We start from the raw sequence: 22,516 nt of genomic DNA on the forward strand, positions 1-22,516 counted from the left end.
GCGCGCCGCCCTCACTCGTCGCGGATGCCGTTGCGCAGCACGCCGATGGCGTCGACCTCGATCTCGCACACATCGCCCGGCTTCATGAACACGGGCGGCGTGCGCTTGTTGCCCACGCCGCCGGGCGTGCCGGTGACGATCACGTCGCCCGGCTCCAGCGGGATGAAGGTGGAGATGTAGGCGATCTGGCGCGGGATGCTGTGCACCATCATGTCGGTGGTGGCGCGCTGCATCTCCTGGCCATTGAGGCGCGTGACCAGCGTCATCTTCTGATCGGGCGCGATCTCGTCGGACGTCACCATCCAGGGGCCGAAGGCGCCGGTCTTCCAGAAGTTCTTGCCCGGTGCCCACTGCGAGGTGTGCAGTTGCCAGTCGCGCACGCTGCCGTCGTTGTAGCAGCTGTAGCCGGCGATGTGCGACCACGAGTCCGCCTCGCTGATGTGCCGCCCGCCTTTGCCGATGACGATGGCGATCTCGCCTTCGTAGTCGAGGCGCTCGGAGGCTCGGGGCCGCACGATGTCCTCGCCATGGGCCAGCTGCGAGTCGGCCACGCGCAGGAAGATCACCGGCTTCTCGGTCTCGGTCTTGCCGGTCTCGCGGATGTGCTCGCCGTAGTTCAGGCCGATGCAGAAGATCTTGCCCGGGTTGGGGATGACGGGCAGCAGCTTCACCTCGGACAGCGGCAGCGTGGCGCGTGCGGCCTCGACATGGGCGCCGGCCTGCGATGCCAGGCCGGCGGCGATGAAGGCCTTCAAGTCCGGCGCCTGCGCGCCGAACACCGCGTGCAGGTCGACGACGCGGTCGCCGACGACGGCGCCGTAGCCGTCCTGGCCGTTGTACTGATAGCTGATGAGTCTCATGAGAATTCCTAGGGAAGGAGAGGGGTTGCTGCTAGGCCAGCCGACCTCCGATCCGCGTCGCGGCCTCGGTGATCAGACGGACCATCTTTTCAAGGTCGACGATCGCCAGGCGCGAGGTATCGAACACGAGCGAGATGGCCGCCCAGGCGCCGCCATCCGACTTGAGAACGGGCGCGGCCACGGCCGCCAGCTGGGGCTCCAGCTCGCCCTTGGAGACATAGTGGCCCGCCTTGCGGATGGCCGCGAAGTGGCGCCGGAACTCGACCCAGTCGCCGGGAAGGCCGCAGCGCATGGCCTCGTCGCGGCGCGCGTCGAACAGCTTCCTGAGCGGCGCCGTGCCCAGCGTGGCGAGCAGCACCTTGGGCGCGGCGCCCTGGAACAGCGGCCGCGGCCGGCCGCGCGTGTAGGCCAGCGTGGCGGGCGTGCCGCCCATCTCGCGGTGCGTGTCCAGCACCTGCTGGCCGAAGGCCTCGGTCACCACGCAGTCGAAGCCGGTGGCATCGACCAGCTCGCGCAGCACCGGCAGACCCACCTTGAGCACCGGGTCGGCGCGGCGGATGTAGTGGTCCAGCAGGATGATGCGCGGGCCCAGCGCGTAGTGCGAATCCTCCACGCGCTGCAGCAGGCCCACCTGCAGCAGCTGGCGCACATAGCGGTAGCTGGTGGGCAGCGAGACGTCCAGCGCCTTGGCGATGTCCTCCGCGGTGCGGGTGACGTGGTGGTCGTCGAAGAGGTCGAGCACGCCCAGCATGCGTTCCAGGCTGGACGAGGACGAAGGTTCGGACAAGGTGGGGCCCCGGGATGTGGGTCGTCATGGCGCCACCGGGAGGTACTGGGAGATGCGGTCCAGCTCGGAGCCCGTGCGCGCCACGCCGACGATGTAGCGGTCGGGCCGTAGTATCACGGCGCCCGCCTGGTGGCTGCGCAGCCAGTCCGCCAGCGGCGGGTCGGGCTCGTCGATGACCAGGGCCTGGCTGCGGGCCCAGCGCTCGGCGGTGCCGGGCGCCGCGGCGGCCAGCAGTTCGCGCTGGCCGATCACGGCGCTGCGGCGGCCCAGCAGCTCGTCCAGCAGCCGGCCGTCGGCCAGCCGCGGCTGGGGAAAGGGCCGGCCCGCCAGGTCCTGCTGGAGCGAATCGAAGGCGCCGGCGCCCAGCAGTTGCGGCGGCAGCTCGAAGACCTCCGGCTCGCCGCTGGCGAAGCGGGCGTCGCGCTCGGCCGCTGCGACCGGGTCGGTGGTCTGGATGAGGCCGCCCAGGCGCACGGCCAGCTCGATCAGGGCGCGCACATGCGGCTTGCGCTCGGACTCGTAGGTGTCCAGCAGCGCCTCGGATGCGCGGCCGGCGAGCACCGCGTCCAGTTTCCAGGCCAGGTTGGCGGCATCGCGGATGCCGGCGCACATGCCCTGGCCCAGGAAGGGCGGCGTCTGGTGGCAGGCATCGCCGGCCAGCAGCAGCCGACCCTGGCGCCAGCCATCGGCGATCACCGAATGGAAGGTGTAGATGGCGGCGCGCTCCAGCCGGGCCTGGTCGGGCCGCACCCAGGGCGCGACGAGCTTCCACAGGTTCTCGGGCTGCACCAGCGCCTCGCGGTCGTCGCCGGGCAGCACCATGATCTCCCAGCGGCGGCGGTTGCCGACCACGTTGCAGTAGGTCATGGGCCGGCGCGGGTCGCAGTGCTGCACGGTGTGCGGCGGCAGGTCCACCGGCTCGGTCAGCACCACGTCGAACACCAGCCAGGGCTGGCGCAGGCCCAGGTCCACCATCGGGCTGCCCATGTGCTGGCGCACCGGCGAGCGGGCGCCATCGCAGCCCACCACCCAGCGGGCGCGGGCCTCGAAGCTGCCGCCGTCGCCGCCCTGGCAGCCGTGCAGCGTGGCGCCTTCGCTGTCCACGTCGATGGCGCTCAGGGCGGCGCCCAGCCGCACGTGCACGTTCGGAAAGCGTGCCAGGCCATCGCGCAGCACGGCCTCCAGCTCGGGCTGGTGGAAGTAGTAGTTGTTGGCGCCGCCGTGCGGCCCCAGTGCCGCGGTGCCGCCGCGGATCAGCAGCGTCTGGCCCGCCGCATTGACGAAGTGCATGCCCTGCGTGCCGGGCCGCGAGATGGCCAGCACCGGCTCGCGCAGGCCCGCCGCCTGGAAGATGCGCAGCACCTCGCCGTCGTAATGGATGGCCCGCGGCAGGGGAAAGATGTCGCGTTCCTTCTCGACCACCAGCACCGAGCGCCCGGCGGCCCCCAGCAGGTTGGCCAGCGTGGCGCCCGTGGGGCCCAGCCCCACGATGGCCACGTCGTACACGGGCGCCGGCTCAGCCATGCTGGTCTTCCTGCATGCGGCGGGCGACGTCGGCCTGCCATTGCGCCCGGCTCATGAATTTGGGAAAGCGCTTCGCGATGGCCTCGGCCTGCGCCAGGATGGCCTCGTCGCTCTGGGCGAGGTCGATGGGCTCGCGCAGCGGCTGTTCGCAGTACCAGGGCGTGTCCATGAACAGCTCCAGCCGGTTGCCTTCCGGATCGCGGCAGTAGACCGAGACGGCATTGCCGTGCGTCACCGGCAGCATCTCGCTCGCGCCCTCGGCCAGCAGCCGGTCGTGGAAGGCGCGCAGCGTCGCCACGTCGGGCACGCGGAAGGACAGCTGGTTGACCACGTTGAAGGCCATGTCCGCCGGCCGGCCGGTGGCCAGCACCAGCTGATGGTGCTCGCTGGGGTCGCGGCTCAGGAAGACCAGCTGCACCGGGCCCAGGTCGCCCGCGTCGGTCTGGGTGAAGCGCAGGGCGCGCTTGTAGAAGCCGGCCATGCGGGCCAGGTCGGTGACGTACAGCCCGATGTGGCTGAACTGCAATTGCAACGGTTGGGGAGGGGTCAACTTTGTCTCCAGGCGAGAACGAAAGACCTTGTTGGTCCTTCGATGGATTGAATGGTATTGTAATTATCGTATTTTGACAATAAACAATGTGTTCGTATGATTCGGTCCCGTGCAATCGGCACGCGTTCGCAAACGGAGACATTCATGACCATCCTCAAGAGGCTCGCCGCCGGCGCGGCCGCCCTGCCGCTCGTCGCTGCCCTGGCCCTGGCGCCCACCGGTGCGGGCGCCCAACCCGACTACCCATCCAAGCCGGTGCGCATCATTGCCCCCTTCCCCGCGGGCAGCGGCCCCGACGCCAATGCCCGCGAGCTGGCCGCGGAGCTGACCAAGATCCTGGGCCAGTCCTTCTATGTGGAGAACCGTCCGGGTGCCTCCAACATCATTGGCACCGAGGTGGCGGCCAAGGCCGCCAACGACGGCTACTCGCTCTACATCGGCACCACCAGCTCGCTGTCGGTCGTGCCGCACCTCTACGGCAAGCTGCCCTTCAATGCCGAGCGCGACTTCGCGCCCATCAGCCTGCTGGGCGTGCTCAACACGGGGCTGATCGCCACGCCGTCGGTGCCGGCCAAGGACGCGCGCGAGCTGGTCGCCCAGCTCAAGGCCAAGCCCGATTCGGTCACCGTGGCCACGCAGGGCATCGGCAGCTATTCGCACCTGTCGGCCGTGTGGTTCAACAGCGTGGCGGGCGTGAAGTCGAACCTGGTGCCCTACAACAGCAACAGCCCCTACGCCGACCTGCTGGCAGGGCAGATCCAGCTGATGTTCGACGGCCTGCCTGCGGCGGCCACCAACGTGCAGGCCGGCAAGCTCAAGCTGCTGGCCATCACCGGCCGCGAGCGGCATCCGAGCTTTCCCAACGTGCCGACCTTCGCCGAGCAGGGCCTGCCCGACTACGCGCCCATCGCCTGGCAGGGGCTGCTCGCGCCGGCCGGCACGGCGCCCGCCATCCTGGAGAAGCTGAGCGCCGCCATGGCCAAGGTCTGCCAGTCGCCTGAGCTGGCCAAGAAGTGGCGCGACTACGGCGGTGAGCTGCGCTGCAACACGCCCGCCGAATTCACCGCCTTCATCCAGGCCGATCGCGCCATGTGGGGCAAGGTGGTGCGCGCCGCGGGCGTGAAGCTGGATTGAAGGCGACGGACGCAATGACCCCCGCCGGGCCCGACCTGCTCGCCGACGGCCTCGTCATCACCGCGCCCGGTGGCCCGGAAGTGCTGCGCTGGACGCCCGGCCTGGCCCTGCCTGCGCCGGGGCCCGACGAGGTGCTGATCGACGTGGCCTGGGCCGGCGTCAACCGGCACGACTGCAACCAGCGCCGCCGCGGTCCCACGCCCGCGCACAGCGACGTGCCCGGCCTGGAGGTCAGCGGTACCGTGCGCTGGGCCGGCGCCCGGGCCGGCCCGCTGCGCGTGGGCGACGCCGTGTGCGCCCTGGTGGATGGCGGTGGCTATGCCACGCGGGTGGTGGCGCCCGCCGCGCTCGCCTTCGCCGTGCCGGTAGGTCTGGGCCTGCGCGATGCCGCCGCGCTGCCCGAGGCGCTCTTCACCGTCTGGCACAACTTCTTCGGCGTCGCGGCGCTGGGGCCGGGCGAGACGGTGCTGATCCATGGCGGCACCAGCGGCGTCGGCAGCCTGGCCATGCAGTTGCTGGCCGCGTTGGGCCATCGGGTGGCGGTGACCTGCGGCAGCGACGCCAAGGTGGCCGAGGCGCGGACCCTGGGCGCTGCGGCCGCATTCAACTACCGGACGCAGGACTGGGTGCAGTCCGCGCTGGACTGGACCGGGGGCCGGGGCGTGGACGTGGTGCTGGACATGGCCGGTGCCACGCATGCCGCGCGCAATGTGCAGGTGCTCGCACGCCGCGGCCGGCTGGTGCATCTGTCGCCGGGCGAGGGCGCCGACTTCGTGGCGCCCCTGCGGCCCATCCTGGCCAAGGAACTGCGCATCACCGGCTCGCTGCTGCGCCCGCTGCCGCTGCCCGAGAAGGCCCTGATCGCCGAGCGCCTGCGCGCCGTGGCCCTGCCGCTGGTGGCCGCCGGCCGGGTGCGGCCCTGGGTGAGCGAGGTCTTCGATCTGCGCCAGGCGGCGCAGGCCCATGCGCGGCTCGAATCGGGGCAGGCCATGGGCAAGCTGGTGCTGGAGGCGCCGGGCATCTTGCGGCGCGCTTGACCGGCGCCCGTGGCCGGAGCCGCGGGTCGGCGCGCGGCGCTTCAGGTCCTGCGGGCTACCCAGCCCCTGAAGGTGAATGCGCCGTAAAACTGCTCGACGTCCTCGAAGCCGGCCGCGCGCAGCAATGCCGCATCCTCTTCTGGCGACAACACCGGCAGCCGCTGCTTGAACGCATTGATGCTGCCATGGGCCTGGGCGGTGGGCACGCCGGAGGCCACCGCAAATGCCGCGTTGCGCGCCAGCCATCGGCCAGCCGCGTGGTCCTCCCGGGCGAAGCTGTGATGTGCGACCACCAGGGGTGCCCCCGGCCGGAGCCGCGTGTGCATCTGCTTCAAGGTGCGCAGGCGTTCATCCGCGGTCAGAAAGTGCAACGTCAGCAGGCAGGCCGCGCCATCGAAGGGCCCCATTGGCGCGCTGTCGATGTAGCCCTCGTGCAAGCGCACATGGGGTGCGGAGGCGCCCAGGGTTGCGCGGGCGAGCGCGAGCATTTCGGGGGAAGGATCGACGCCGTCGAAGTGCCAGGCCGGCTGCAACTCGGCCAGGGCCTTCAGTTCCAGGCCGCCGCCCGCGCCCAGCACCAGCATGCGTGCGTCCGGAGGCGCATCCTCGGCCAGCAAGACAGCCGTCATGCGGTGCAGGTCGCGCAGTCCGGGCACGATCCTCGCGGTCCGTTCCGCGTAGCTCGACACAGCCGCGGGATCGGAGAACGGTGTCATCGCAGGTCCCTGCCTCTATGCCGGGGCCAGGGAATCGGGCCAGACCAGCGAGCGATGGACCTGGGCGCCGGCCATGGCGCCGTGGCCCACGGCCAGGGAAACCGAATGTGGCATGCGCGCCACGTCGCCGCAGGCGAACACGCCCGCCACCGAGGTCTTGTTCTCGGCATCCGTGCGCACCTGCAGGCCCATGGGTGTTTCTTCGAGCGCGCAGCCGATGGCCTCTGCCAAAGGACTCGACGGCGAGGTTCGTGACGCCGTGAACAGGCCTGCAAAGCGAAGCACGCGTCCGTCGGCCATCGCCACGTCGGCATGTCCTTCGATGCAGCGGATGGTGGCCTCCTCGATCGTCACGCCACGGCGCTGCAAGGCCGCGCGCGACGCCGGATCCAGTGCCATCGCACCGTTGACGAGCAGCGTCACGCGGCCCCACTCGGTGAGCAGTTCGGCCTGGTGGATCGACAGGGGGCCTGCAGCGATGATGCCGATGCCGCCCTGGTCGAGTTCGTAGCCATGGCAGTAGGGACAGTGGAAGACCGACCGGCCCCACCGCTCGGCAAGGCCTTCGACGTCAGGAAGCCGGTCGGACACGCCGGTGGCCAGCAGGATGCGCCGAGCGCGGTGCGCGCGACCGTCGGATGCCGTCACCGTGAACGCGTCCACGCATCCTGTGAGGGCTACGGCCCGGCCATCGAGCCATGTCAGCGTGGGGTAGGCGCCGAGCTGGCGGCGTGCCTCGGCGGCGATCTCCGCCGGGGGCGCGCCATCCTGACCAAGGAACCCGTGCGAGTGGCTGGCGAAGCGATTGCGCCGCTCGCCCGCGTCGACCACCAGCACGGTCTTGCGCGCCCGCACCAACTGAAGGGTCGCCGCCATTCCTGAATAGCTGCCGCCGATGACGATGACGTCGAATTCCATGATCAAGGCCTTTCCTGCCGAGCCGCTGCATGACGGCGCGCGAAGTCGGCCGCCAGATCGGCGAGAGTGATTTCCGAGAAGCGCTGCAGCAGCAACGCTTCGGCCTGGGCGAAGGTGTCTTCCAGCGCGGCATTCACCGCCTGCTCGACGAGGCAGGCCGGCGCTTCGTTGCGGTGTCCGATGGCGAAGGTGGCGGGCTCGCCCAGGGCTTCGTGCAACTGGCGCAGGGTGACGGTGCGCAGGTCGGCCTGGATGCGCCACCCGCCGGCGTGGCCGCGGTCCGAACTCACGATGCCGGCCTCTCGCAGGTAGGCCATGGTGCGTCGCACGACGACCGGGTTGGTGCCCAGGCACTGCGCCAGCGTTTCGGAGGTGACGGGGCCGTCGTACTCGGCCATGTGCAGCAGCGCATGCAGGACGGAAGAGAGGCGGCTGTCGCGTTTCATGTAACTAATGATGTTTCGTGATGACGTGCCTGTCAAGGCTGGCATGCGCCATTTGCGGTCCAGTGCCGCGCGATGCACCGGTGTCACAGCCTCGTCGATCTCACCATTGCCGGTGCCCGAATGCTCGTCCGGCGGGCGATCCAGGTGGCACGCTGCTTGCATCACATCATGTATCCAAGAATGGATGCCTGAACATGGTGCACGAAGCCTCTACCCCCGACGCCCTGACCCGCCCCTTCGCGGCCGCGGGTTCCGCCCAGGTGCCCGCGCCGCAGCCTGCCCCGGATGGCCGGCCCGAAGCGGCCTGGATCAGCCGCCCGGCCACGCCCATCGCCGGTGCGGCCACCGGCCCGCTCGCCGGCCTGCGCTTCGCGGTCAAGGACAACATCGACGTCGCCGGCCTGCCCACCACCGCCGCCTGCCCGGCCTTCGCCTATGCGCCCGACGCGCACGCCACCGTGGTGCAGCGCCTGCTCGCGGCCGGTGCGTCGGTGGCGGGCAAGACCAACCTCGACCAGTTCGCCTGCGGCCTCAACGGCAGCCGCTCGCCCTACGGCGCGGTACCCAACAGCTTCGATGCGCGCTACGTGTCGGGCGGCTCCAGCTCGGGTTCGGCCTATGCGGTGGCCACCGGGCAGGTGGACTTCTCCCTGGGCACCGACACCGCCGGCTCCGGCCGCGTGCCGGCGGGGCTCAACAACATCGTGGGCCTCAAGCCCAGCAAGGGCCTGATTAGCGCGAAGGGCGTGGTGCCGGCGGCGCAGAGCGTGGACTGTGTCTCCATCTTCGCGCCCACCGTGGCGCTGGCCGCCCGGGTGCTCGCCTGCGCCATGGGACCGGATGCGGGCGATCCGTACTCGCGGCGCCTCGACCTGGTCCGCACGCCGCTGCCGCCGGCCTTCCGCTTCGGCGTGCCGCAGCCGCTGGAGTTCCATGGCGATGCCCTGGCCGCCGCCGCCTTCGAGCGGGCCGTCGCGCAGCTGCGCGAGCTGGGCGGCGAACCGGTGTCCGTGGACTACACGCCGCTGGCCCGCGCCGCCGGCCTGCTCTACGACAGCGCGCTGGTGGCCGAGCGCTATGCCGCCGTGCGGCCCTTCTTCGATGCGCACGAGGCCGAGGTGATCGAGCCGGTGCGCGGCATCCTGGCCCGCGGTCGCAGCTTCGACGCCGCCGACCTGGTCGATGCGCAGACCCAGCTGCATGCGCTCGGCCAGCAGGCCGCGGCCATGTGGGCCGGCATCGATCTGCTGCTGGTGCCCACCGCACCGACGCACTGCACGCTCGACGCCATGCGCGCCGAGCCGGTGCGGCGCAACAGCGAGCTGGGCCACTACACCAACTTCGTCAACCTGCTGGACTACGCGGCCCTGTCGGTGCCGGCCAGCCTGCGGCCCGATGGCCTGCCCTTCGGCGTGACCTTCATCGGGCCCTGCGGCAGCGACTTCCGCCTGGCCGAGCTGGGCCAGCGCTTCCACCACGCCACCGGCCTGCCGATGGGCGCCACCGGCGGGCCGCTGCCGGCGCCCGGGGCGCCGGTGTGGCCGCCGCTGACCGAGGGCGAGGGCATGCCCATCGCCGTGGTCGGTGCCCACCTCACGGGCATGCCGCTCAACCACCAGCTCATCGCGCGCGGCGCCACGCTGGTCGAGACCACCACCACCGCGCCGCACTACCGTCTGTATGCGCTGCCTGGCACCACGCCGCCCAAGCCGGGCCTGCAGCGCGAGCCCGGCCGCGGCGTGCCCATCGCCCTGGAGGTCTGGAACGTGCCGCGCGCCGAGGTCGGCGCCTTTCTGGCGCAGATCCCGCCACCCCTGGGCCTGGGCAGCGTCGAGCTGGTCGATGGGCGCTGGGTGCACAGCTTCATCTGCGAGGCCCATGCGCTGCAGGGCGCCGAGGACGTCAGTGCGCATGGCGGCTGGCGTGCCTACATCGCCTCGCGCGGCGCCTGAACGCACTGCGCCCTCGCGCCCCGCCTTTCTCATTCCGCCCTTCCTTTCGTTCGTTCGCAGGAGTCTTCGCATGAGCCCAACGCCCTCCTTCCGTCCCTCCCGCCGCCATGTGCTGCAGGCCGGCGGTGCCGCCCTCGGCGCACTGGCCGCGCCCGCCATCGTGCGTGCGCAGGGCGGGCCCAAGCTGCGCATCGGCTACTGGCCGGTGGCCGCGGGCCTGCCCTTCTTCGCCGCGGTGGAGAAGGGCTACTTCAAGGAAGCGGGCCTCGACGTGGAGCCGCTCAAGTTCGCCGGCGCCCAGCAGGTGATGGAGGCCATGCTCTCCGGCCGTTCCGACGGCAGCGCCAACGGCACCGGCAGCGCCAATCTGGGCATCGGCGAGATCGCGCAGCCCGGCCTGTTCAAGATCTTCTGCACCAACCCCAGCAACGCCAAGTACGTGCTGGAGGAGTTCCTGGTGCCCAAGGACAGCCCCGTGAAGAGCGTCGCCGAACTCAAGGGCAAGCGCGTGGCCTCGGGCCCCGGCATCCAGAACGTGACGCTGGCCAAGACCATGCTGGAGCGCGCCGGCGCGGGCGTCATCAACGTCACCGAGCTACCCATCGGCCAGCATGTGGCCGCCCTGGCCGCCGGCCAGATCGACGCCGTCTACACGCTGGAGCCCACCGGCACCGTGGGTCGGCTCAACGGCACCACGCGCGTGCTGGAGGCGGGCGTGGTGGCCCACTACATCCTGGGCGACCCGATGGCCCCGTGGCACGGCGGCTCTGCCAGCCTGACCACCGAGTTCATCAAGAAGAACCCTGAGGTCGCCAAGAAGTACATCGCCGCCTACAAGCGCGGCATCGAGCTGGTGCGCAACAACCCGGCCGAGGCGCGGCAGTACATGAAGGGCTACACCGCCATCGAGGGCGCGCTCACCAACGAGGTACCGCTGGCGTCGTACATGCTGCACGACGAGTTCAAGCCCGCCGACATCGCGTACTTCCAGAAGTTCTTCGACCTGTTCACCGAGAAGGGCATCTTCGAGAAGAAGGTGGCCGTGGACGGGCTGCTGTACCGGGGCTGAGTGCCATGAACGCGCCATCCTCCGCCGCGGCGGGCGCCTGGAAGCCGCCCGCCACCGACGTCGCGCCCGCGCTGCCCCGGCCGCCGGTGTGGAACAAGCTGCTGCCGGCCATCGGGCCCCTTGCCCTGTTCGTGCTGTGGGACCTGGTGGTGCGGCTGGGCTTCATCAAGCCCATCCTGCTTCCGCCGCCGCTGGCCACCTTCCAGACCCTGGTCACGGGCCTGGCGGGCGGGCCGCTGCTGAACGACTTCCTGGTCACCGTGTGGCGCACGCTGCAGGCCTTCCTGATCGCCGCGGCGGTCGGCATGCCGCTGGGCGTGCTGCTGGGCAGCAACGAGAAGGCCTACCGCAGCGTGGAGTTTCTGATCGACTTCTTCCGCTCCACGCCCTCGTCTGCGCTGATCCCGCTGTTTTTGATGATCTTCGGCACCTCGGACATCAACAAGGTCGCCATCGCCGCCTTCGGTGCCATGCTGATCGTGGTGTTCAACAGCGCCTACGGCGTCATCAACGCCCGCAAGCAGCGGGTGATGGCGGCCAAGGTGATGGGCGCCACGCGCTGGCAGATCTTCAAGGACGTGCTGGTGTGGGAAAGCCTGCAGCCCAGCTTCGTCGGCCTGCGCTCGGCCGTGTCGATGGCGCTGGTGATCGTCATCGTGGCCGAGATGTTCATCGGCGCCGACAGCGGCCTGGGCAACCGGATCATCAATTCGCAGCAGGTACTGAACGTGAAGAGCATGTACGCCAGCATCCTGGCGGCGGGGGCGCTCGGGTATGCACTTAATGTGCTCTTCCTGGTCATTGAGCGCCGCATCGTGCACTGGAGTGGAAGATGAACGCCGTCCTCAACGCCCCCGTCGTCGCCGATGTGCCGGTGCCAAAGTTCCGTCCCGGCCCCGCCGGCACGCACATCACCATCCGTGGCCTGACCAAGTACTTCGCGGGCTGGCCGCTGTACGAGGACTTCGACCTCGACATCCCCAAGCACAAGATCGTCTCGGTCTTCGGGCCCAACGGCTGCGGCAAGAGCACGCTGATCAACATGATCGCGGGGCTGATCCCCATCGACCGCGGCGAGATCCTGTTCGACGGCAAGTCGCTCAAGGACACCAAGATCGGCTACGTGTTCCAGAACTACCGCGAAGCGATGTTCCCGTGGATGCGCACCATCGACAACATCGCCTATCCGCTCAAGCTGGAAGGCCGAAGCAAAGCCGAGGTGGACCGCCGCATGGAAGAGCTGGTGGCCAGCTTCGACGTCAAGTTCGACCTGAACCGCTTTCCCTACGAGCTCTCCGGCGGCCAGCAACAGACGGCTTCGATCATGCGGGCCCTGGCGCCCGGGCCCGAGGTGCTGTTCCTGGACGAGCCCTTCTCGGCGCTGGACTTCGAGATGACGCTGTTCATCCGCGAGAAGCTGCAGGAGGTGTTCATGCAGACGGGCACCACCATGCTGCTGGTCTCGCACGACCTGGAAGAGGCGGTGTACCTGGCCGACGAGGTGCTGCTGCTGACCAAGCGGCCCACGCGGGTGGCCGAGATCTTGCGTTACGACGATCCGCGCCCGCGCACTGTGGAGACGCTGAGCCAGCCCAGCTTCGTGGCCATGAAGAAGCAGAGCCTCGAAATCTTCCAGCGCGAAGTGCGCCGGTGAAAGAGATGCACCCCCCATGCCGCTTCGCGGCTCCCCCCTCCCTGGCGCCTTCGGCTTGGAGGGGGGCGCACCCCACGGCCTGGCAAAGCCAGTTCCGTGGGTGCCCTGGCATGGCCTGCTCCGCGGCCACTCGATCTCTGTCGCTGCGCCGGCTCCGACATCTGAGGTTGACGCGCAACGTTAGGGGAACACTGCCATGAATGCCGAACAGATCGAAGCTTATGTGGACGCCGCCGCCGCGGCGCTGGACCTGCCGATTGCACCCGAACACCGGCCGGGCGTGCTGCGCTACTTCGCGCTCGCTGCCGACATGGCGGCGCTGACCGAGGCCGTGGACCTGGCGGCGCACGACGAGTCGGCGGTGCGCTTCGAGCCGGTGGCGCCGGGGGGGCAGTCATGAGCGCTGCCCAACCCTGGTTCGAGGCCGAGGCCGCCACCATCGCCGCCGCGGTGCAGGCGGGTGAGGCCAGTGCCACCACCGTGGTGCAGGCGGTGCTGGAGCGCATCGACGCCACCGAAGGCCGCGTCAACGCCTTCACCGCCGTGACGCGCGAGCGCGCCCTGCAGCGCGCCGGCGCGATCGACGCGCTGCCGGCCGAGGCCCGGGCCGCGCTGCCGCTGGCCGGCGTGCCGGTGGCCGTGAAGAACCTGTTCGACGTCGCGGGCCTGCCCACGCTGGCCGGCTCGAAGATCGAGCGCGAGGCGCCGCCCGCCAGCGTCGACGCCCTGCTGCTGCGCCGCCTCGAAGCCGCCGGCGCCGTGCTGGTGGGCGCGCTCAACATGGACGAGTACGCCTACGGCTTCACCACCGAGAACTCGCACGAGGGCCCCACGCGCAATCCGCACGACCTCACGCGCATCGCCGGCGGCTCCTCGGGCGGCAGCGGCGCGGCGGTGGCGGCCGGGCAGGTGCCGATCACGCTGGGCTCGGACACCAACGGCTCCATCCGCGTGCCCGCCTCGCTGTGCGGTGTGTACGGCCTCAAGCCCACCTTCGGCCGGCTGCCGCGCACCGGCAGCTATCCCTTCGTCGGCAGCCTGGACCACCTGGGCCCCTTCGCCCGCTCGGTGCGCGACCTGGCCCTGGCCTACGACGCGATGCAGGGGCCGGAGGAGGGCGCCCCCGGCGACCCGGGCTGTGCCCAGCGCCCCGTCGAGCCGGTGATCGGCACGCTGCCGCAGGGCATCGCCGGCCTGCGCATCGGCGTGCTGGGCGGCTGGTTCGCGCGCAATGCGCTGCCGGAGGCGCAGGCTGCCGTCGCCCGCGTGGCCGAGGCCCTGGGCGCCACGCGCACCGTCGAGCTGCCGCTGGTCGAGGCCGGCCGCGCCGCCGCCTTCCTCATCACCAACGCCGAAGGCGCAGCCTTGCACCTGCCCGACCTGCGCCGCCGCGCGCAGGACTTCGAGCCGCTGTCGCGCGACCGCTTCCTGGCCGGCGCGCTGCTGCCCGCCGCCTGGGTCACGCGGGCCCAGCGCGTGCGACGCCGCTATGCCGAGGCCGTGGCCGCGCTGATGCAGGACTTCGACCTGCTGCTCGCGCCGGCCACGCCCTGTTCGGCGACGCCCATCGGCACCGAATGGCTGGAACTCGACGGCCGCCGCCAGCCGCTGCGGCCCAGCTTCGGTGCGCTCACGCAGCCCATCTCCTGCATCGGCCTGCCGGTGTGCGCCGTGCCGGTGTGGGGCGCCCATGCGACGCTGCCGGTGGGCGTGCAGCTGATTGCCGCCCCCTGGCGCGAAGACCTTGCCCTGCGCGCCGCCGCCGCCCTGGAGGCCGCGGGCGTCACGCAGGCGCCCGTCGCCCTGCTGCCCTGATTTCGTTGTCCACCCTTTCCCTCACCCAACCTTCCGCTGGAGCTTTTCGCATGACCGCCTTCAACCGCCGCGAATCCCTCAAGACCCTGGCCGCCCTCGGCGCCGCCGGCAGCCTGGGCCCCCTGGCCTGGGCCCAGAAGCCGCTGACCGTGGGCGTGATCTACGTCGGCCCGCGCGACGACTACGGCTACAACCAGGCCCACGCCCAGGCCGCGGCCGAGCTCAAGAAGCTGCCCGGCGTGAAGGTGGTCGAGGAAGAGAACGTGCCCGAGACCGCCGCCGTCCAGAAGACCATGACCGGCATGATCCAGCAGGACGGCGCCTCGCTGCTCTTTCCCACCTCCTTCGGCTACTTCGACCCGCACATCCTGGCGCTGGCGCCCAAGTACCCCGACGTGCGCTTCTCGCACTGCGGCGGCCTGTGGACCGAGAAGAACCCCAAGAACGTGGGCAGCTTCTTCGGCTACATCGACGAGTGCCAGTTCCTCAACGGCGTGATCGCCGGTCACATGAGCAAGAGCGGCAAGATCGCCTTCGTGGCCGCCAAGCCCATTCCGCAGGTGCTGCGCAACATCAACGCCTTCACGCTGGGTGCGCGTTCGGTCAAGCCGGGCATCACCTGCCATGTGATCTTCACCGGCGACTGGTCGATGGCCGTGAAGGAGGCCGAGGCCACCAACAGCCTGGCCGACCAGGGCTGCGACGTGTTCACCATGCACGTGGATGGCCCCAAGGTGGTGGTGGAGACCGCCGCCAAGCGCGGCAAGATGGTCTGCGGCTACCACGCCAGCCAGGCCAAGCTGGCGCCCAATGCCTACCTCACCGGCGCCGAATGGAACTGGCTCACCGCCTACAAGACCATCCTCGAAGCCGCCCAGGCCGGCAAGCCGCATCCCAACTTCCTGCGCGGCGGCCTGAAGGAAGGCTACGTCAAGACCTCGGCCTATGGCCCCATGGTGACCGACGCCGCCAAGAAGCAGGCCGACGACACCAAGGCCAAGATGATCGCGGGCAGCTTCGACATCTTCAAGGGCCCGCTCAAGGACAACAAGGGCAAGGAAGTCATCGCCGCCGGCCAGGTGCAGAAGCAGACCGACCTCAAGCTCGAGCAGATGAACTACCTGGTCGAAGGCGTGGTCGGCTCGGTCTGAGTCCGGCGCTGCACAAGGAAAACCTGCCATGCGATCCATGGGCCAGGACTTGGCGCTGCCGGTGCTCAGCATTGCGGCCGCAGTGGCGCTGTTCGGCGTCTTTGCGGCCGTGGCGGCAGGCAGCTCGCCGCCCGAGGTGTGGGCGGTGCTCTACCAGGGCGCCTTCGGCAGCTGGTTCTCGTGGCAGAACACGCTGCAGCGCGCGGCGCCGCTGATGCTCACCGCGCTGTGCGTGGCACTGCCGGCGCGCGCCGGCCTGGTCATCATCGGCGGCGAGGGCGCGCTGGTGCTGGGCGGCCTGGGCGCGGCGGCGCTGCCCTATGCCGTGGCGCTGCCGGAGAACCTCTTCGGCACCGTGGCCGTGTGCCTGGCCGGCATGGTGGCCGGCGCGCTGTGGATCATGCTGGCGGGTGCGCTGCGCCAGTACCGCGGCATCAACGAGACGATCAGCAGCCTGCTGCTGGCCTATGTGGCCATCGGCCTGTTCAAGCATCTGGTCGAAGGGCCGCTGCGCGATCCGGCCAGCCTGAACAAGCCCTCGACCAACGCCCTGGCCGAGGGCCTGCGCATCGGCGGCATCGCGGGCAGCGACGTGCACTGGGGCCTGGCCCTGGGCGTGGCGGCCTGCGTGGTGCTGGCGCTGTGGCTGCGCTGGACGCCCACCGGCTTCTCGGTGCGGGTGGTCGGCGGCAATCCGCGCGCCGCGCAACTGGTGGGCCTGCCGGCCACGCGGCTGGTGCTGCTGGCCTGCGCGCTGGGCGGCGCCTGCGCGGGCCTGGCCGGCGCGGTGGAGGTGGCGGCAGTGCACACCAGCGCCAATGCCTCGCTGATCGCGGGCTATGGCTATGCGGGCATCCTGGTGGCCTTCATCGCGCGGCAGAACCCGCTGGCGGTGATTCCGGTGGCCATCCTCTTCGGTGGCTTCGGCGCGGCGGGCAGCCTGCTGCAGCGCCGGCTGGGCCTGCCCGATGCCTCGGTGCTGGTGCTGCAGGGCATCGCCTTCGTGCTCATCCTGGCCAGCGAGGCGCTGCGCGGGCGCGACTGGCTCACGCCCTTGCGCCGCCTGCGCAGTGACAAGGCGGCACCGGCCCTCAAGGAGGCGCAACCATGACCGCCGACATGCTGACCGCCTTCGTCGCCGCCATCGTGGGCGGAGCGCTGCGCGTGGGCACACCTTTCCTCTTCGTGAGCCTGGGCGAGTGCCTGACCGAGAAGTCGGGTCGCATCAACCTGGGCCTGGAAGGCGTGCTGGTGCTCTCGGCCATGGCGGCCTTCGGCGGCGCGTACCTCACCGGCTCGGCCTGGCTTGGCGTGCTGGCGGGTGCCGTCGCCGGTGCGCTGCTGGCGCTGCTGCACGGCCTGCTGTGCTCGCTGCGCGGCGTCAACGACGTGGCCACCGGCATCGCGCTGATGCTGCTGGGCACGGGCCTGGCCTTCTACCTGGGCAAGCCGCTGATCCAGCCGCAGGCGCCGCAGATCCCGGCGCTGCCGCTGGGCGACTGGAGCAGCAATGCGGCGGTACGTGCGGCCTTGCAGGTCAATGCACTGGTGCCGCTGGGCCTGCTGCTTGCCGGCCTGCTGTGGTGGGGCTTCGCGCGGACCCGCGCCGGCCTGCTGGTGCGGCTGGCCGGCGACTCGGCCGATGCGGCACGGGCGCTGGGCTATTCGGTGTCGGCGCTGCGCATCGCGGCCACCACCGCGGGCGGTGCCATCGCGGGGCTGGGCGGCGCCTCGCTCACGCTGTTCTACCCGGGCAGCTGGAACGAGGGCATCTCCAGCGGACAGGGCCTGATCGCCGTGGCGCTGGTGATCTTCGCGCGCTGGAGCCCGCTGCGCTGCGTGGGCGCGGCGCTGCTCTTCGGCGGTGCCGGGGCCGTGGGGCCGGCGCTGCAGTCCATCGGCATCGGCTGGGGCTACCACCTCTTCAACACCGTGCCCTATGTGCTCACGCTCCTCATCCTGGTGGCCTCGTGCCGGCCCGGGCAGGTGGCGGCGGGCAGTCCCGGTGAGCTTTCTTCGAAATGAACCCCACAAGGAGTCATCCATGAGCGGACTCGGCGGTCTGAACAAATCGGCCCACGGCGTGGTGGTGGGCCTGGTGCAGCTGCAGCTGCCGGTGGTCGCCACGCGCGAGCAACTGGCGGCGCAGACGCAGCGCATCTGCGAGCTGGTGGGCAAGGCCCGCCGCAACCAGCAGACCATGGACCTGGTGGTCTTTCCGGAGTATTCGCTGCACGGCCTCTCGATGGACACCAACCCCGAGATCATGTGCAGCCTCGACGGCCCCGAGGTGGCGGCCTTCCGCGCGGCCTGCGTGGAACACCGCATCTGGGGCTGCTTCTCCATCATGGAGGCCAACCCGGACGGCAATCCGTACAACAGCGGCCTGGTCATCGACGACCAGGGCGCCATCCGCCTGTACTACCGCAAGCTGCATCCCTGGGTGCCGGTGGAGCCCTGGGAGCCGGGCAACCTGGGCGTGCCGGTGTGCGACGGCCCCAACGGCAGCAAGCTGGCGCTCATCATCTGCCACGACGGCATGTTCCCGGAGATGGCCCGCGAGGCGGCCTACAAGGGCGCCGAGATCATCCTGCGCACGGCCGGTTACACCGCGCCGATCCGCCACGCCTGGAAGATCACCAACCAGGCCAACGCCTTCTGCAACCTGGCCTACACCGCCAGCGTCTGCATGTGCGGCAGCGATGGCACCTTCGACTCCATGGGCGAGGGCATGTTCTGCAGCTTCGACGGCACCGTGATGGTGGAGGGCGGTGGCCGGCCCGACGAGATCATTACCGCCGAGCTGCGGCCCGACCTGGTGCGCGAGGCACGTACCGGCTGGGGCGTGGAGAACAACATCTACCAGCTCTATCACCGCGGCTACGTGGCGGTGAAGGGCGGCGCGCAGGACTGTCCCTACACCTACATGCACGACATGGCCGCCGGCCGCTACCGCCTGCCCTGGAGCGACCAGGTGCAGGTGACCGACGGCACAGGCTTCGGCTTCGCGCCGCCGGTGCGCTTCTACGGCGGCGCAGGCAGCCATCCGCTGGTGCCGGCGCCCACGCCGCCGGTGCCCGACAAGGAACGTCTCAAGACCCTGGACTGACACCATGGACGCCACGACCTCCCCCGCTGCCGCCGCGCCGCGCTTCGCGGCCGCCGAACCCTACCGCTGGCCCTACGACGGCGACCTGCGCCCCGACAACACGGCGCTCATCGTCATCGACATGCAGACCGACTTCTGCGGCAAGGGCGGCTACGTGGACGTGATGGGCTACGACATCTCGCTCACGCAGGCGCCGATCGAACCCATCCGCCGCCTGCTGGCCGTGATGCGTCCGCTGGGCTACACCATCATCCACACCCGCGAAGGCCATCGGCCCGACCTGTCGGACCTGCCGGCCAACAAGCGCTGGCGCTCGCGCCAGATCGGAGAAGGCGGCGTGGGCATCGGCGACGACGGGCCCTGCGGGCGCATCCTGATCCGCGGCGAGCCGGGCTGGGAGATCATTCCCGAGCTGGCGCCGATCGAGGGCGAGGTGGTGATCGACAAGCCCGGCAAGGGCTCCTTCTATGCCACCGACCTGGAGATGATCCTGCGCACCCGCGGCATCCGCAACCTGGTGCTGGCCGGCATCACCACCGACGTGTGCGTGCACACCACCATGCGCGACGCCAACGACCGCGGCTTCGAATGCCTGCTGCTGTCGGACTGCACGGCGGCCACCGATCCGGGCAACCATGCGGCGGCACTCAAGATGATCACCATGCAGGGCGGGGTGTTCGGCGCGCATGCGCCGTCGACCGCGCTGATCGAGGCACTGGCACCATGATCGCGCCCGTCACCCCCCATCCGCGCGCCCAGGGTGCGCTCGCGCTGGACACGCTGGAGCTCACGAAGCGCTTCGGCGACTTCACCGCCATGGACCGCGTGAGCATGCAGGTCGCCCCCGGCAGCGTGCATGCGCTGCTGGGCGAGAACGGCGCCGGCAAGAGCACGCTGGTCAAGTGCGTGGCCGGCTTCCAGCGGCCCGAGGAAGGCAGCATCCTCATCGACGGCCGCGAGCAGGCCATTGCCAACCCCGTGGTGGCGCGGCAGCTGGGCATCGGCATGGTCTACCAGCACTTCACGCTGGCGCCGGGCATGACGGTGGCCGAGAACCTGCTGCTGGCCGGCGGCCAGGTGCCGACGCTGATCGACTGGAAGGCCAAGCGCGCCGAGCTGCAGGCCTTTCTGGCGACCACGCCCTTCCGGCTCGACCTGGACGCGCGGCCTTCGCAGCTGGCCGCGGGCGAGAAGCAGAAGCTGGAGCTGCTCAAACAGCTGTACCTCAAGCCGCGCCTGCTGATCCTGGACGAGCCGACCTCGGTGCTCACGCCGCAGGAGGCCGACGAGGTGCTGGGCCACGTGCGCGCCTTTGCGCAGGGCGGCCACTGCACCGTACTGATCATCACCCACAAGTTCCGCGAGGTGATGGCCTATGCCGACGCCGTGACCGTGCTGCGCCGCGGTCGCGCGGTGCACCATGCCGCGGTGCGCGACACCGACCCGACGCGCCTGGCCCAGGCCATGATGGGTGCAGGCGCCACGCCCGACGAGGCGAGCGAGGGCGCGAGCGATGCCACCCCGCGCACGCCCGTCGTGGCCAGTGCCGCGCCGGCGCTGGAGGTCGAGGCGCTGTCCGCGCCGGGCGACCGCGGCACGCCCGCCGTGCAGTCGCTCAGCCTGCAGGTGCGCCCGGGCGAGATCCTGGGCGTGGCCGGTGTCTCGGGCAACGGCCAGCGCGAGCTGGTCGAGGCGCTGGTGGGCCAGCGCGCGCGCAGTGCCGGCCGGGTGCGCGTGGGCGGTCAGCCTTACCGCGCCAGCCGCGGCGACAACCGCCGCCTGCGCGTGCGCAGCCTGCCCGAAGAGCCGCTGCGCAACGCCTGCGTCGCGGGCCTGAGCGTGGCGGAGAACATGGCCCTGCGCGACTTCGACCAGCCCCCGCTGGCGGCCGGCGGCGTGCTGCGCTTCGGCCGCTGGCGGGCGCGGGCGCGGCAGTGGATCGCCGAGTACGGCATCAAGACCCGCGGCGAGCGCGCGCCCATCGGCAGCCTGTCGGGCGGCAATGTGCAGCGCGCGGTGCTGGCGCGGGAGTTGGCCGGCGACATCCAGGTGCTGATCGCCGCCAACCCCGTCTTCGGCCTGGACTTCGCGGCCGTGGCCGAGATCCATGCCCGCATCGTGCAGGTGCGCGAGCGCGGCGGCGCCGTGCTGCTGGTGAGCGAGGACCTGGACGAGCTGCTGGCCCTGTCGGACCGCATCGTGGTGATGAGCGAAGGCCGCATCGTGTACGAGACGCCTGCCTCCACGGCAGACAGACACGTCCTCGGCGCCCACATGGGCGGCGGGCATTGAGCAAGGAGAGAACCCCATGCGCCTGAACGACGCCCGCCCCTTCGCCTACGAGTTCGACCTGGACCGCACGGCCCTGGTGCTGATCGACATGCAGCGCGACTTCATCGAGCCCGGCGGTTTCGGCGAGACGCTGGGCAACGACGTGTCGCTGCTGGCGGCCATCGTGCCGGCCACGCAGGCCGTGCTGGCCGCCTGGCGCCAGGCCGGCGGCCTGGTGGTGCACACGCGCGAGGCGCACCGGCCCGACCTGTCGGACTGCCCGCCTGCCAAGCGGCTGCGGGGCGCCCCGTCGCTTCGCATCGGCGACGAAGGCCCGATGGGCCGCATCCTGGTGGCCGGCGAGCCGGGCAACCAGATCATCGACGCGCTCGCGCCCATCGAGGGCGAGTGGGTCATCGACAAGCCCGGCAAGGGCGCCTTCTATGCCACCGGCCTGCACGAGCTGCTGCAGGCCCGCGGCATCACGCACCTCGTCTTCGGCGGCGTGACCACCGAGGTCTGCGTGCAGACGAGCATGCGCGAGGCCAACGACCGCGGCTATGACTGCCTGCTGCTGGAGGACTGCACCGAAAGCTACTTCCCCCAGTTCAAGGCCGCCGCGGTGGAGATGATCCGCGCGCAGGGCGCCATCGTCGGCTGGACGGCCACCGGGCCGCAGCTGATGGCGGCCCTGGCATCGGCGTCGCCGCAGGGCTGAGGGGCCCGCTACGATCCGATGGTGCCTGCCGCTGCTCCCGCCCGTTCCAAGAAAACCGCTCCCGCCGAGGCGGAGCTTCCCTTCCGCTCGCGCGCCGACGAGGTCTACGACCAGCTCAAGCGCGACATCGCCGACTTCCGCCTGGTGCCGGGCGACCGCTTCACCGAGAACGAGATCTGCGATCGCCTGGGCGTCTCGCGCACGCCGGTGCGCCAGGCGCTGATCCGGCTGCAGCAGGAAGGCTATGTCGAGGTGCTGTTTCGCGCCGGCTGGCGCGTGCTGCCCTTCGACTTCCAGCAGTTCGAGCAGCTCTACGACCTGCGCATGGTGCTGGAGACCACCGCCGTGCACCGCCTGTGCGAGTCGGGCCGCGCCGTGGACCGGGCCCAGCTCGACGCGCTGGCCGCCATCTGGCTGGTGCCTGCCGAGCAGCGCAGCCGCGATGCGGCGCAGGTCGCGAGCTGGGACGAGGACTTCCATTGCCAGCTGGTGGCCGCCGCCGGCAATGCCGAGATGGCCCGCGTGCACCGCGAGGTGACCGACCGCATCCGCATCATCCGCCGGCTCGACTTCACGCAGCAGCCGCGCATCGACGCCACCTACGACGAGCACGCCAAGATCCTCAAGGCGGTGCGCGCCAACCGCGGCGACCAGGCCGCGATGATGCTGCGCGCGCACATCGAGACCAGCCAGGCCGAGGTGCGCAAGATCACGCTGCACCAGGTGTACCTGGCGCGACAGCAGGGCGGCTGAGCGCCGCGGCCGTCGCTGCGGCCGTCGCCGCTACGCCATCGGGCGCCAGGCG

At 70.7% G+C, this 22,516-nt stretch carries 23 protein-coding genes; 16 read left to right on the forward strand and 7 right to left on the reverse strand.

Annotation, left to right across the window (positions count from 1 at the left end; all coding sequences use genetic code 11):
- Positions 1 to 11: 11 nt before the first annotated feature.
- From KBC94_RS04070 to KBC94_RS04085, 4 genes are read right to left on the reverse strand one after another with little or no spacing between them, the layout of a single operon-like run.
- Complete coding sequence (locus KBC94_RS04070) at positions 12 to 860, reverse strand: fumarylacetoacetate hydrolase family protein (RefSeq protein ID WP_294366549.1); 849 nt, start codon at positions 858 to 860, stop codon at positions 12 to 14.
- 31 nt (positions 861 to 891) lie between these two features.
- A complete protein-coding gene (locus tag KBC94_RS04075; protein WP_294366551.1) occupies positions 892 to 1,647 on the reverse strand; it encodes an IclR family transcriptional regulator C-terminal domain-containing protein in 756 nt (251 codons plus the stop codon).
- A 24-nt stretch (positions 1,648 to 1,671) separates the two neighbouring features.
- A complete protein-coding gene (locus KBC94_RS04080) occupies positions 1,672 to 3,171 on the reverse strand; it encodes a bifunctional 3-(3-hydroxy-phenyl)propionate/3-hydroxycinnamic acid hydroxylase (protein ID WP_294366552.1) in 1,500 nt (499 codons plus the stop codon).
- A complete protein-coding gene (locus KBC94_RS04085; protein WP_294366554.1) occupies positions 3,164 to 3,721 on the reverse strand; it encodes a VOC family protein in 558 nt (185 codons plus the stop codon). The genes KBC94_RS04080 and KBC94_RS04085 overlap by 8 nt, the downstream gene beginning before the upstream one ends.
- Positions 3,722 to 3,865: 144 nt before the next feature.
- Here KBC94_RS04085 and KBC94_RS04090 point away from each other — a divergent pair, with 144 nt between their 5' ends.
- Positions 3,866 to 4,855, forward strand: a complete 990-nt coding sequence (locus tag KBC94_RS04090; RefSeq protein ID WP_294366556.1) for a tripartite tricarboxylate transporter substrate binding protein — start codon at positions 3,866 to 3,868, stop codon at positions 4,853 to 4,855.
- A gap of 14 nt (positions 4,856 to 4,869) precedes the next feature.
- Positions 4,870 to 5,892, forward strand: a complete 1,023-nt coding sequence (locus tag KBC94_RS04095; RefSeq protein ID WP_294366557.1) for an NAD(P)H-quinone oxidoreductase — start codon at positions 4,870 to 4,872, stop codon at positions 5,890 to 5,892.
- Positions 5,893 to 5,933: 41 nt separating this feature from the next.
- Here KBC94_RS04095 and KBC94_RS04100 read toward each other — a convergent pair whose 3' ends face one another.
- The 3 genes from KBC94_RS04100 to KBC94_RS04110 are packed head-to-tail and all read right to left on the reverse strand — an operon-like array spanning position 5,934 to position 7,972.
- Entirely contained in the window at positions 5,934 to 6,608 is a 675-nt protein-coding gene (locus KBC94_RS04100) for a class I SAM-dependent methyltransferase (protein ID WP_294366561.1), read from the reverse strand.
- Between the two features lie 15 nt (positions 6,609 to 6,623).
- Positions 6,624 to 7,526, reverse strand: a complete 903-nt coding sequence (locus KBC94_RS04105) for an NAD(P)/FAD-dependent oxidoreductase (protein WP_294366565.1) — start codon at positions 7,524 to 7,526, stop codon at positions 6,624 to 6,626.
- 2 nt (positions 7,527 to 7,528) lie between these two features.
- Entirely contained in the window at positions 7,529 to 7,972 is a 444-nt protein-coding gene (locus tag KBC94_RS04110) for an Rrf2 family transcriptional regulator (protein WP_294366567.1), read from the reverse strand.
- A 194-nt stretch (positions 7,973 to 8,166) separates the two neighbouring features.
- Here KBC94_RS04110 and atzF point away from each other — a divergent pair, with 194 nt between their 5' ends.
- The 14 genes from atzF to KBC94_RS04180 all read left to right on the forward strand — a co-directional run bounded on the left by atzF (position 8,167) and on the right by KBC94_RS04180 (position 22,464).
- Complete coding sequence (gene atzF, locus KBC94_RS04115; protein WP_294366570.1) at positions 8,167 to 9,924, forward strand: allophanate hydrolase; 1,758 nt, start codon at positions 8,167 to 8,169, stop codon at positions 9,922 to 9,924.
- Positions 9,925 to 9,994: 70 nt separating this feature from the next.
- A complete protein-coding gene (locus KBC94_RS04120; protein ID WP_294366572.1) occupies positions 9,995 to 10,993 on the forward strand; it encodes an ABC transporter substrate-binding protein in 999 nt (332 codons plus the stop codon).
- Between the two features lie 5 nt (positions 10,994 to 10,998).
- Complete coding sequence (locus tag KBC94_RS04125; protein WP_294366575.1) at positions 10,999 to 11,829, forward strand: ABC transporter permease; 831 nt, start codon at positions 10,999 to 11,001, stop codon at positions 11,827 to 11,829.
- Positions 11,826 to 12,647, forward strand: coding sequence for an ABC transporter ATP-binding protein (locus KBC94_RS04130; RefSeq protein WP_294366576.1), 822 nt, complete (start codon positions 11,826 to 11,828; stop codon positions 12,645 to 12,647). Before KBC94_RS04125 ends, KBC94_RS04130 begins: the two co-directional genes overlap by 4 nt.
- 196 nt (positions 12,648 to 12,843) lie before the next feature.
- The gene (locus KBC94_RS04135) at positions 12,844 to 13,047 is read left to right on the forward strand and encodes an AtzG-like protein (RefSeq protein WP_294366578.1); all 204 of its coding nucleotides are present in this window, start codon (positions 12,844 to 12,846) and stop codon (positions 13,045 to 13,047) included.
- Complete coding sequence (locus KBC94_RS04140) at positions 13,044 to 14,462, forward strand: AtzE family amidohydrolase (protein ID WP_294366580.1); 1,419 nt, start codon at positions 13,044 to 13,046, stop codon at positions 14,460 to 14,462. Before KBC94_RS04135 ends, KBC94_RS04140 begins: the two co-directional genes overlap by 4 nt.
- Positions 14,463 to 14,512: 50 nt before the next feature.
- Positions 14,513 to 15,613, forward strand: coding sequence for a BMP family ABC transporter substrate-binding protein (locus KBC94_RS04145; protein WP_294366581.1), 1,101 nt, complete (start codon positions 14,513 to 14,515; stop codon positions 15,611 to 15,613).
- A 28-nt stretch (positions 15,614 to 15,641) separates the two neighbouring features.
- The gene (locus KBC94_RS04150) at positions 15,642 to 16,724 is read left to right on the forward strand and encodes an ABC transporter permease (RefSeq protein ID WP_294366583.1); all 1,083 of its coding nucleotides are present in this window, start codon (positions 15,642 to 15,644) and stop codon (positions 16,722 to 16,724) included.
- The gene (locus KBC94_RS04155) at positions 16,721 to 17,638 is read left to right on the forward strand and encodes an ABC transporter permease (protein ID WP_294366587.1); all 918 of its coding nucleotides are present in this window, start codon (positions 16,721 to 16,723) and stop codon (positions 17,636 to 17,638) included. The genes KBC94_RS04150 and KBC94_RS04155 overlap by 4 nt, the downstream gene beginning before the upstream one ends.
- Before the next feature lie 19 nt (positions 17,639 to 17,657).
- Positions 17,658 to 18,722 carry a formamidase gene (locus KBC94_RS04160; protein WP_294366588.1) on the forward strand — a complete coding sequence of 355 codons (1,065 nt, stop codon included), beginning with the start codon at positions 17,658 to 17,660 and terminating at the stop codon, positions 18,720 to 18,722.
- Positions 18,723 to 18,726: 4 nt separating this feature from the next.
- Positions 18,727 to 19,449, forward strand: a complete 723-nt coding sequence (locus KBC94_RS04165; protein ID WP_294366590.1) for an isochorismatase family cysteine hydrolase — start codon at positions 18,727 to 18,729, stop codon at positions 19,447 to 19,449.
- Positions 19,446 to 21,014, forward strand: a complete 1,569-nt coding sequence (locus KBC94_RS04170) for an ABC transporter ATP-binding protein (protein ID WP_294366592.1) — start codon at positions 19,446 to 19,448, stop codon at positions 21,012 to 21,014. The genes KBC94_RS04165 and KBC94_RS04170 overlap by 4 nt, the downstream gene beginning before the upstream one ends.
- Positions 21,015 to 21,030: 16 nt before the next feature.
- Entirely contained in the window at positions 21,031 to 21,711 is a 681-nt protein-coding gene (locus KBC94_RS04175) for an isochorismatase family cysteine hydrolase (RefSeq protein WP_294366594.1), read from the forward strand.
- Positions 21,712 to 21,729: 18 nt separating this feature from the next.
- Entirely contained in the window at positions 21,730 to 22,464 is a 735-nt protein-coding gene (locus KBC94_RS04180) for a GntR family transcriptional regulator (protein ID WP_294366596.1), read from the forward strand.
- Positions 22,465 to 22,516: the final 52 nt, after the last annotated feature.

The sequence above is a fragment of the Pseudacidovorax sp. genome (assembly GCF_017991995.1).
In the GTDB taxonomy this organism is placed as follows: Bacteria; Pseudomonadota; Gammaproteobacteria; order Burkholderiales; family Burkholderiaceae_C; genus Xenophilus.